This is a genomic window from Actinomadura sp. CNU-125, assembly GCF_001942465.1.
GTDB lineage: Bacteria > Actinomycetota > Actinomycetes > Streptosporangiales > Streptosporangiaceae > Spirillospora.
Genome location: NZ_MKJY01000186.1, coordinates 1 through 10533, shown reverse-complemented (window position 1 = coordinate 10533; position 10533 = coordinate 1). Strand labels below are relative to the sequence as shown.

The window sequence follows — 10533 nt, the reverse complement described above, 5'->3', positions numbered from 1 at the left end:
GCGCCTGGTAGGCGCCGAGGAAGGGCGGCCTTCGCCGCAATAAACTCGTGGAGCTATGGGGATTCGAACCCCACCTCCTCCATGCCATGGAGGCGCGCTACCAACTGCGCCATAGCCCCGCGCCGCTGCGTGGACGTTCATCCCGCAGGGCTTCGCCAGTGTATCGGACTCCGGCGCGTGGTCACGAATCGTTTCCCCTCACGCGCCGTTGTCGGTGCGGTCGTCGCCGAGGACGGGCTCGGGGAGGGTCCCGGCGTTGTGCTCGGCGAGCCGCCAGCCGCCGTCCCGCATCTCGGTGAGGACGGACCAGCAGCAGTTCGACAGGCCGCCGAGACGCTCCCAGACCTCCTCGGGGAGGCCGAGGAGGTGCGACATGCCGAGGCGGAGCGCGGCGCCGTGCGAGGCGACGACGAGCGTGCCGGTTGGCGGCAGTTCGTCGAGGGCGCGTTCGAGGGCTGCGCCGACGCGTTTGGCGACCTGGGCGCTGGTCTCGCCGCCCGGGGGCTGCCAGGCGGCGTGCGCGGCCGGGTAGCGGGCGCGGATCTCGCGTCCGGTGAGGCCCTCCCATTCGCCGCCGTCGCGCTCGATCAGGTCGCGGTCGTAGCGGACGGGCAGGCCGGTGACCTCGGCGAGGCTCGATGCGGTGACGGACGCGCGCTGCAGCGGCGAGGCGAGCAGTTCGGTCGGGTGGAGCCCGGCGAGGAGCCGGGCGGAGCGGCGGGCCTGCTGGATCCCCGTCTCGTCCAGGGGGATGTCGGTCTTGCCCTGGAAGCGGTTCTCCACGTTCCAGGCGGTCTGGCCGTGCCGCCACAGGACGAGACGGCGCCTGCCCGGCTCACGGGTCGGGCCGGCGTCACTCACTCGCGCTCCCGACGGTCCGGGCGCGGTGCTCCATGTGCGCGGTGACGGACTCCGGCAGGTCGATCACCGGGCAGTCCTTCCAGAGGCGTTCGAGCGAGTAGAACACACGTTCCTCTTCGTGCTGGACGTGCACGATGACGTCGGCGTAGTCGAGGAGCACCCAGCGGCCCTCGCGTTCGCCCTCGCGGCGGACGGGTTTGGCGTCGGCCTCCTCGCGGAGCCGCTTTTCGACCTCGTCCACGATGGAGCGGACCTGGCGGTCGTTGGGGGCGGAGCAGAGCACGAACGCGTCGGTGATGACGAGCTGCTCGCTCACGTCGTAGGCCAGGATGTCGTCGGCCAGCTTGTCTCCCGCCGCTTCGGCGGCGATCCGGACGAGCTGTGCCGCCCTCTCGGATGCGGTCACGATGCGCTCGCGATCCTCCCTGTAGGGGTCGTCTGGGCTCCACCATCTCACGGGCGGGACCCGGCGGCCCTCTCAATTCTCGTCGGCCGCGTTCCCACGCGACCCTTCCTACTCCAGGGTATGTCGGGTCGCGCCCCGCCGGGGTACGCCGGACGAACCCGTCCCGTCGATCTCCGTGCAGGTCAGGACGCGTCGTCGCGGTAGAGGCCGCGCTTGTTGATGTACTGGACGATGCCGTCCGGGACGAGGTACCAGATCGGCTCGCCGGACTGGACGCGGTCGCGGCACTCGGTGGAGGAGATCGACAGGGCCGGGACCTCCATGAGCGACACCCGCCCGTTGGGCAGGCCGGGGTCGGCGAGGCGGTGGCCGGGACGGGTGACGCCGACGAAGTGCGCGAGTTCGAACAGTTCGTCGGCGTCGTGCCAGGTGAGCATCTTCTCCAGCGCGTCGCGCCGGTGATGAAGAACAGGTCGGCCTCGGGGCCCTGGACGTCGCGGATGTCGCGCAGGGTGTCGACGGTGTAGGTGGAGCCCGGACGGTCGATGTCGACGCGGCTGACGGAGAAGCGCGGGTTGGAGGCGGTGGCGATCACGGCCATGAGGTAGCGGTCCTCGGCGGCGGCGACCTTGCGGCCTTCCTTGTGGGACGAACGGCCGGTGGGGACGAAGATCACTTCGTCCAGCGAGAAGAAGTGCGCCACCTCGCTGGCGGCCACCAGGTGCCCGTGGTGGATCGGGTCGAACGTGCCGCCCATGATCCCGAGCCGCCGCTTTTGCGTCATGCCGACGAGAATAACCAGCCGGTGACATGCCCGGAACGTTCGCCCCGGCTCGCGGCGGGAACCCTGTGGCGCGCCGGTTCGTCACAACTACCATGCCAGACATGACGGAGAACACACCGGATCGAGCACGCAAGCGCTTCCCGGGGATCAGCTCCCGGGCCTACGAACACCCGGCGGACCGCTCGGCGCTGGTGGCGCTGCGCTCGCTGTCCGGGTTCGACGTCGTCCTGCGCAAGCTGTCGGGCCTGGTCAACGAGCGGGCCATCAGACTGATGTTCCTCGGCGGGACCGTCCGGGTCGGCGAGAACCAGTTCCATCACCTGCACGACATGGTGCGCGACGCGTCCTACATCCTCGACCTGAAGGAGGTGCCCGACGTCTTCGTCAAGCAGGACCCGACCCCGAACGCGATGGCGCTGGGCTCCGACCACCCGTTCATCGTGATCAACACCGGGCTGATCGACCTGCTGGACGACGAGGAACTGCGGTTCGTCGTCGGGCACGAGGTCGGGCACATCCTGTCGGGCCACGCGGTCTACCAGACCATGATGCAGATCCTGATCGGGCTCGGGTCGCGCCTGGCGTGGCTGCCGCTCGGCAACGTCGGCATCGCGGCGATCATCATCGGGCTGCGCGAGTGGTTCCGCAAGGCGGAACTGTCGTCCGACCGCGCGGGCCTGCTCGCCGGGCAGGACCTCGACGCCGCCAAGCGCGTGAACATGAAGCTCGCGGGCGGGACGAAGCTGTCGGAGATGAGCGCGGAGGCGTTCCTGGAGCAGGCGCGCGAGTACGACGCGGCCGGCGACGTCCGGGACGGGCTGCTGAAGTTCCTGAACCTGCTGCCGCAGTCGCACCCGTTCGCGGTGATCCGGTTCGCCGAGATCGACCGGTGGGCGCGCAGCGGCGAGTACGAGCGGATCCTCGCCGGGAACTACCCGCGGCGCGACGACGACGGCAACGCGAAGGTCACCGACGAGGTGAAGAACGCGGCGCGGTCGTACCGGGAGTCGTGGGAGCAGACGGCCGACCCGTTCGTCGGCAAGGTCCGCGACATGGCGGACGCCGCGGCGGGCGCGGCGGGCGGCCTGTTCGACCGCATCACGCGGCGCCCGAACGGGTCGAACGACAACTAGAAGCCACGCGCGAAGGGCCGCCGTGCCACGTGGCACGGCGGCCCTTCGCGCGTCCTGCGGGGCCTAGAACGGCTTGGGGACGAGGAGTTCGACGTTGCGGTCGTCGACGGCGCCGCGGCGCTCGCCGGGGGTGTCCTGCCAGTCGTTGCCGGCCAGCTCGCGGGCCAGCGACGCCAGCCGGACGGGATCGTCGATGCGGCCGCCGTGGGCGGCGGGCCCGGCCGAGTCGAGCACGGTCGCGAAGACCGACAGGGTGCCGTCCCCGTTGTCGGCGAGTTCGACGATGCGGCTCTGCTGCGGGAAGTCGATGTGCGCGGCCGTGTTGACCTCCCAGAAGCCGCCCGGTCCGAACGCCCCGCCCGTTTCGCGCGCGTGCGGGACGACCTCGTTGCGGTGCGTGTGCCCGTTCACCCACAGGACGACGTTCGGGTAGCGCAGCAGGAGCGCCTTCACCTCGTCGCCGAGGACCCGATCGCCGCCGAGCGGGTTGTCGAGGGACCCGATCGGGTGATGGCTGAACAGGACGAACAGCCGATCCCGGACGTTGTGCGTCACGACGTCGCCGCGGGCGTCGAGGTAGCGGCGGCTGCCCGCCTTGAGCTCGTCCTCCAGCCACGCGAGCTGGGCGCGGTCGAGGGAACCCTGCGAGTAGCCGTTGGGGTTGACGGTGTCGAGCGCGATGCCCCGCACGACGCCCTGGTCGAACGCGTAGTGGGCCGTCCCGTCGCGGAGGTTGGCGGCGGTGAACCCGTGGCCGCGCAAAGCGGCGCTCGTCCCGAAGTGCTCGCGGACGACCTCGGCGCGCGACAGCATCCGCCGGTTCATATCGGGCGTCACGGGGCGGAACAATCCCCCGGACGCGCCGCGCTCGCGGCTCAGCCGCACCAGCTCGCGTCCGTTCGCGTCGGTGATCATCCGGGCGAGCCGCTCGGCCTGCGCGTCGTCGGCCGGGGCGCCGATCTTGATGCCGCCCACGGCGAGCGCGGTCACCAGCGGGTTGACGGGGAGGTTGCCCTGGACGAGGCCGTCGTGGTTGCCGAACACCGCGTACCAGGGCGCCCGCAGGCCGGTCGCCCGGAAGGGGCGGCGGGCGGCGTCCACCAGGCCCCGGACGCGCGGGAACCCGTGCTCGGCCGTCGGGACGTCGGCGTCGGCACCGGGCGGCGGCCCCTCGGGGTGCCAGTAGGCGCGGTCGTACGCGGCGAGGTCCATGACCCCCTCGTACCGGTTCGGATCGCCGGAGTCGGGGCTGATGCGCTCCCCGTCCAGCAGGTCGATGATCCACCGGATCTCGTTGTACTGGACGTTGTCGGCCGCGTCCCCGGTGTTGATGACGAACGCGAGGTCGAGCCCCCGTCGCGGGGCCGCGTCCGACGGAGTTCATCGCGCGGACCATCGCCTCGGCGACGTGCGTGGAAAGGATCTCCTGCGGCCGGTAGGCGCCCTCGACGGGCAGGACGCTCAGCGCGTCCTTGAACCGGTCGACGAACTCGACCCGCGCCGGGGACTGCGCGTCGATCACGTGCACGTCGGTGAGGTGCCCGAACGCGAGCACGCCCCGGCGGCGCGCGGCCCGTCCGGGGGACGCGGCACCGCCGAGGTCGCGGCGCAGGACGTGCGGCTCCCCCGGACCGGCGACGACCTTGCGGTAGCCGCCCGCGCCCGGAGAACCGAGGAGGTAGGTGCGGTCGAGGGTGGTTCCGGCGACGGGCCCGCGCAGCCGCGGGGCGGTCGCGGCCCGGGCCGGGTACGCGGTGAGTCCGGTGGCGGCGATCCCCGCCCCGAGGGCGGCGCCCCGCAGGACGCGGCGGCGGCTGATCTCACGAGTCACGAAGTGGATCAGATCACACCGACACGAGTGACATCAAGACCCAAGATGTCACATAGGTGAACACCCCTCGTATCGGCCGCACATACGCCCACACCGGACCCGACCCGCACAGCCCACAGCTTGGGCAGGACACAAGCCCGCCGAAACCCGCTGCAAGCGGCCGGACGGTCCGTCAAGCACCCCACCGCGCACCGCCGGGGCGTGCCCGCACGCGGCGCACGCCGGACCCGTAAAGCCCCGGCACAGGCGGGAACGGACGGCCGGGCGGCACCCCGAGGGATCGACGGGCCCGCACCGGGATGCCACGGGGCCGTCGCCGACGGGGCCGCCGCCGGCGGACCGGTCGGCCGGGCGGAACGGCGGAGTACTAGTGCCCCGGGGCGGGCGGCCGGAGGCCGTGCCCCGGGGGATCGTCAGGCGCCGCGGACGTGGCCGTCGCCGGTCACCACGTACTTCGTCGAGGTCAGTTCCGGGAGGCCCATCGGGCCGCGGGCGTGGAGCTTCTGCGTGGAGATGCCGATCTCCGCGCCGAAACCGAACTCGCCGCCGTCGGTGAAGCGGGTCGAGGCGTTCACCATCACGGCCGCCGAGTCGACGAGCGAGGTGAAGCGGCGGGCGGCGGTCTGCGACGTCGTCACGATCGCCTCGGTGTGCCCCGATCCGTACCGGCGGATGTGCGCGACGGCGTCGTCCAGGGAGCCGACGACGCGGGCGGCGATGTCGAGGGAGAGGTACTCGGCGTACCAGTCGTCTTCGGTCGCCGCCACGACGTCGTCGCCGAACGAGCGGATCCGGTCGTCCCCGTGGACGGTGACGCCCTTCTCCCTGAGCGCCGCAAGCGCGCGCGGGACGAACTCGTCCGCGACGTCCGCGTGCACCAGGAACGTCTCCGCCGCGTTGCAGACGGACGGGCGCTGCGTCTTCGAGTTCACGAGGATGTTCAGGGCCGTGTCCAGGTCGGCGGCGGCGTCGACGTAGACCGAGCAGTTCCCGACCCCGGTCTCGATCACCGGGACGGTCGACTCCTCCACGACGGAGTTGATCAGCGAGGCGCCGCCGCGCGGGATCAGCACGTCCACGAGCCCGCGCGCGCGCATCAGGTGCTTGACCGACTCGCGGGACGTGCCCGGGACGAGCTGCACCGCGTCGGACGGGACGGCCGTGCCCCGCAGCGCGTCCTGCATCACCGCGACCAGTACGGAGTTCGACTCGTACGCCGACGACGAACCGCGCAGCATCGCGACGTTCCCGCTCTTCAGGCACAGCGCGGCCGCGTCCACGGTGACGTTCGGGCGGCCCTCGTAGATGATCCCGACGACGCCGAGCGGCACCCGGATCTGCCGCAGGTCCAGGCCGTTCGGCAGGACGTTGCCGCGGACGGTCTCGCCCACCGGGTCGGGCAGCGCCGCGACGTCGCGGACGGCCTCGGCGATCGCGGCGATCCGCTCCGCCGACAGGCTCAGCCGGTCGATCATGTACTCCGGCGTGCCGTTCTCGCGGGCCCGCGCGACGTCCGTCTCGTTCGCCTTGATGATGCGCGCGGCGCCGTCGACGAGCGCGTCCGCGATCGCGTGCAGCGCGGCGTCCTTGGCGGCGCGCGGCAGCGGCGCCAGCCCCGCGGCGGCGTCGCGGGCGGTCCGCGCCACCCGCAGGAACTCCTCGCGTTCCCGGTCCTGCTCGCTCATCCGAGGTTCCTCTCCGGTCGAATTCAGCGGTCGGTCAGTACCACGAGGTGGTCGCGGTGGATTATCTCGCGTTCGTACTCCGGGCCCAGCTCGCGCGCCAGCCAGCGGGTCGAGCGGCCCATCAGGTCGGGGATCTCCGACGCGTCGTAGTTCGCCAGCCCGCGCGCGACGACCCGGCCGTCGGCGCCGCACAGGTCGACGGGGTCCCCGGCGGCGAAGTCGCCCTCGACGCCGGTGACGCCGGCGGGCAGCAGCGACTTGCCGCGCTCGACGACGGCCTCGACGGCGCCCGGGTCGAGCAGGACGCGGCCCTGCCCGGTGGTGGCGTGCGCCAGCCACAGGTGCCGGGTGGGGCGGCGCCGGTCGTCGACGGGGTGGAACAGGGTGCCGACGGGCTCGCCGGTGACGGCGCGCGCGGCGGACGCCGCGTTCGTCAGCACCACCGGGATCCCGGCGATCCGCGCCGCCTCCACCTTGGTGATCATGCCGCCGGTGCCGACGCGTCCCGACCCGCCGAGCTCGACGCCGTCCAGGTCCGCCGGGGAGCGGACGTCGGTGATGCGGCGCGCGCCGGGCTTGCGGGGGTCCGCCGGTGTAGAGGGCGTCCACGTCCGACAGCAGGACGAGCGCGTCGGCGCGGGTCAGGTGGGCGACGAGCGCGGCGAGCCGGTCGTTGTCGCCGAACCGGATCTCGTCGGTGGCGACGGTGTCGTTCTCGTTGACGATCGGCAGCACGCCGAGGGTCAGGAGCTGCGCGAGGGTGCGCTGCGCGTTGCGGTGGTGGGAGCGGCGCATCATGTCGTCGGCGGTCAGCAGCACCTGCCCGACGGTGACGCCGTAGCGGGCGAACGAGGAGGTGTAGCGGGCGAACAGGGCGCCCTGCCCGACGCTCGCCGCGGCCTGCTGGGTGGCGAGGTCGGACGGGCGGCGGGTGAGGCCGAGCGGGCCGAGCCCGGCCGCGATCGCCCCGGACGACACGAACACGATCTCCGCGCCCGCGTCGCGGCGGGCCGCGAGCACGTCGACGAGGGCGTCGATGCGGGCGGCGTCGATCGTCCCCCGCGTGGTGGTGAGCGACGACGAACCGGCCTTGACCACGATCCGGCGGGCCTTGGCGATCTCCGCGCGTTCGGTCACGAACGTCCCCCCGGGGTCAGCGGCCGTCGAGCCGGCGGTCGGTGCCGCGCGGGCCCGCGGTGGCCTCACCGGCGGCGATGTCGGGCTCCCAGTCGAACACGACGGAGTCGTCGATCGTCCCGATCATGACGGTCGCGCCGCGTTCGGCGCCCGCCGCGGCGAGGGCGTCCTCGACGCCGAGCCGCGCGAGCCGGTCGGCGAGGTACCCGACGGCCTCCTCGTTCTGGAAGTCGGTCTGCCGCAGCCAGCGGACGGGCTTGGACCCGGTGATCAGGTAGGTGTTCTCGCCCATCGGCTTCACCTCGAACTCGGCTCCGCCGCCGACCGGTTCGGGCCGGATCACGATGCGGGTCGGCTCGGCCGGGGGCAGGCTCGCGCGGTGCTCGGCGACCATCGCGGCCATCGCGAACGACAGTTCCCGCAGGCCCTCGTGGGTCGCCGCCGACACCTCGAACACCCGCAGGCCGCGTTCCTCGAACTCGGGACGGACGAGTTCGGCGAGGTCGCGCGCGTCCGGTACGTCCACCTTGTTCAGCACGACGAGGCGCGGCCGGTCGGACAGCGGACGGTCGCCGAGGACCCGGTCGTACGCCTGCAGTTCGCGTTCGATGACCTCGAAGTCGCTGAGCGGGTCGCGGCCGGGCTCGGGCGTGGCGCAGTCGAGGACGTGCGCGAGCGTCGAGGACCGCTCGATGTGGCGGAGGAACTCCAGCCCGAGGCCGCGGCCCTCGCTGGCGCCCTCGATCAGGCCGGGGACGTCGGCGACGGTGAACGTGTTGTCGCCCGCGCTCACCACGCCGAGGTTCGGGATGAGCGTGGTGAACGGGTAGTCGGCGATCTTCGGCTTCGCGGCGGACAGCGCGGCGATCAGCGACGACTTCCCGGCGCTGGGGAACCCCACGAGCGCGACGTCGGCGACGCTCTTCAGCTCCAGGACGACGTCGCGTTCGTCGCCGGGCTCGCCGAGCAGCGCGAACCCCGGCGCCTTGCGCTTGGCGGTCGCCAGCGCCGCGTTCCCGAGGCCGCCGCGCCCGCCGCCCGCGATCACGTACCGGGTGCCCTCGCCGACCAGGTCGGCGAGCACCGCGTCGCCCTCCTTGACGACCGTGCCGTCGGGGACCGGCAGGATCACGTCGTCGCCGTTCGCGCCCGTCCGATGCCCGCCCTGCCCCGGTTTGCCGTTGCCCGCCTTGCGGTGCGGACGCCGGTGGTAGTCCAGGAGGCTCGCCGCGTTGGTGTCGACGACCAGGACGACGTCGCCGCCGTTCCCGCCGTTCGCGCCGTCCGGGCCGCCGAGCGGCTTGAACTTCTCCCGGTGGATCGACGCGCAGCCGTTCCCGCCGTTGCCCGCCGCGACGTGCAGCACCACCCGGTCGACGAACTGCGCGCCCGATCCCGCACCAGCGGCCACGGCGACTCTCCTTGCGCTCGGCCCCGCGAGGGGCTCTGAAAACAGCGCAAGGGACGGACCCGAACGGTCCGCCCCTTGCGAAAGACTCTTCCCGAAGCGGATTACTCCGCCGGCGGGACGACGCTGACCGCGTTGCGGCCGCGGTAGCGCCGGAACTCCACCGCGCCCGCGACCAGCGCGAACAGCGTGTCGTCGCCGCCGCGGCCGACGCCGGGGCCGGGGTGGAAGTGGGTGCCGCGCTGACGGACGATGATCTCGCCCGCGTTGACGACCTGGCCGCCGAACCGCTTCACGCCGAGGCGCTGGGCGTTGGAGTCGCGACCGTTACGGCTGGACGATGCGCCCTTCTTGTGTGCCATGTGACCGCTCTCCTTACTTCCCGGACTCGATACCGGTGATCTTGACCTCGGTGTACGGCTGACGGTGACCCATCCGCCGCTTGTAACCGGTCTTGTTCCGGTAGTGCATGATGTTGATCTTCGGGCCCTTGACCGCGCCGACGATCTCGGCGGTCACCTCGTAGCGGGCCAGGTCGGCCGAGGAGCTGACGACCCGGTCGCCGTCCACGACCAGCACGGCCGGGAACGTGACGGTCGAACCGACCTCGCCGGCCAGCTTGTCGACGGTCAGAACGTCGTCGACGGCGACCTTCTCCTGCCTGCCGCCTGCGCGGACAATCGCGTACACCGCGGAAACCTCTCGTCGTGCGCGTGCTTCTGGACCGAACCAGTCCCACGCGTGGCTCTACCAGCCCTCGGATGAGGGCCTACCCCCGGCACGGGCCGAGGGCGGCACACCGGGCCGAAGCCGCGGCGCTCTCTGCTCGATCCCCACCGGATCGGCGGGGGGTGCACCGGACGTTCCCCGGACGGGGCCCGCGGTGCGAGTTCGTGTCGGCGCATGTCACCACACACCGAAGTACGAGTGTACTGGACGCCCTGACCCGAACGCGAACGCGTGCACGCGCGTGCGTCCGGGTCAGGGACCGTCCGTCGGTCAGTCCTCCGCGCCGTCCGCGGCCTGAGCGCCACGCGGGAGCGCCGGGTGCGGCGGCGACGGGCACCGGCGTCCGCCGCGCCGTCGCCCTCGGCACCGCGGCGGCCTCGGCGGGCGCCTCGGCCGGTTCGGCGGCCGGCACCTCGGCCGACTCGGCGGTCGCGGCGGCGTGCGGGGCGCCGTTGGACGAGCCGTTCGCCTGCACCGCGACGGGCTCGGGCTCGGCGGCGTCCAGCGTGCCCGGGGCGACGTCGGCGGTCTCCGCGGCGGCGTTCGCGGCGGCGACCTC

At 72.7% G+C, this 10533-nt stretch carries 8 protein-coding genes, 1 tRNA gene and 2 pseudogenes; 1 reads left to right on the top strand and 10 read right to left on the bottom strand.

All coding sequences use genetic code 11. The features are described 5' to 3' along the window. Window positions 1-48 precede the first annotated feature (48 nt). From BJF79_RS21675 to nadD, 4 genes and pseudogenes are all read right to left on the bottom strand, one after another. Window positions 49-119 (bottom strand) — tRNA-Ala (locus tag BJF79_RS21675). A gap of 79 nt (window positions 120-198) precedes the next feature. Continuing rightward, window positions 199-861, bottom strand: coding sequence for a histidine phosphatase family protein (locus tag BJF79_RS21670; protein WP_075900000.1), 663 nt, complete (start codon window positions 859-861; stop codon window positions 199-201). After that, window positions 854-1267 (bottom strand): ribosome silencing factor, encoded by a 414-nt coding sequence (gene rsfS / locus BJF79_RS21665; protein ID WP_075899998.1) that lies wholly within the window; start codon window positions 1265-1267, stop codon window positions 854-856. Before rsfS ends, BJF79_RS21670 begins: the two co-directional genes overlap by 8 nt. Before the next feature lie 182 nt (window positions 1268-1449). After that, window positions 1450-2024 (bottom strand): annotated as a pseudogene (nadD, locus tag BJF79_RS21660) (nicotinate-nucleotide adenylyltransferase). 128 nt (window positions 2025-2152) lie between these two features. On the opposite strand from nadD, the gene BJF79_RS21655 reads away from it, so the two are divergent. Continuing rightward, complete coding sequence (locus BJF79_RS21655) at window positions 2153-3184, top strand: M48 family metallopeptidase (protein WP_075899996.1); 1032 nt, start codon at window positions 2153-2155, stop codon at window positions 3182-3184. Window positions 3185-3247: 63 nt separating this feature from the next. Here the strand turns inward: BJF79_RS21655 and BJF79_RS21650 are convergent, their stop codons facing one another. The 6 genes and pseudogenes from BJF79_RS21650 to rplU form a co-directional block, all read right to left on the bottom strand. Then, on the bottom strand, window positions 3248-4516 hold the full coding sequence (locus tag BJF79_RS21650) for a TIGR03767 family metallophosphoesterase (protein WP_262402380.1): 1269 nt from the start codon (window positions 4514-4516) through the stop codon (window positions 3248-3250). A 912-nt stretch (window positions 4517-5428) separates the two neighbouring features. After that, window positions 5429-6700 (bottom strand): glutamate-5-semialdehyde dehydrogenase, encoded by a 1272-nt coding sequence (locus BJF79_RS21645; RefSeq protein WP_075899993.1) that lies wholly within the window; start codon window positions 6698-6700, stop codon window positions 5429-5431. A gap of 23 nt (window positions 6701-6723) precedes the next feature. After that, a pseudogene (proB, locus tag BJF79_RS21640) lies at window positions 6724-7837 on the bottom strand (glutamate 5-kinase). A 16-nt stretch (window positions 7838-7853) separates the two neighbouring features. After that, window positions 7854-9248 carry a GTPase ObgE gene (gene obgE / locus BJF79_RS21635; protein ID WP_075899991.1) on the bottom strand — a complete coding sequence of 465 codons (1395 nt, stop codon included), beginning with the start codon at window positions 9246-9248 and terminating at the stop codon, window positions 7854-7856. Between the two features lie 101 nt (window positions 9249-9349). Next, complete coding sequence (gene rpmA, locus BJF79_RS21630) at window positions 9350-9607, bottom strand: 50S ribosomal protein L27 (RefSeq protein WP_075899989.1); 258 nt, start codon at window positions 9605-9607, stop codon at window positions 9350-9352. Window positions 9608-9620: 13 nt separating this feature from the next. Next, window positions 9621-9935: a 50S ribosomal protein L21 gene (gene rplU / locus BJF79_RS21625; protein WP_075899987.1), complete on the bottom strand. Its 315-nt coding sequence runs from the start codon at window positions 9933-9935 to the stop codon at window positions 9621-9623. Window positions 9936-10533 lie beyond the last annotated feature (598 nt).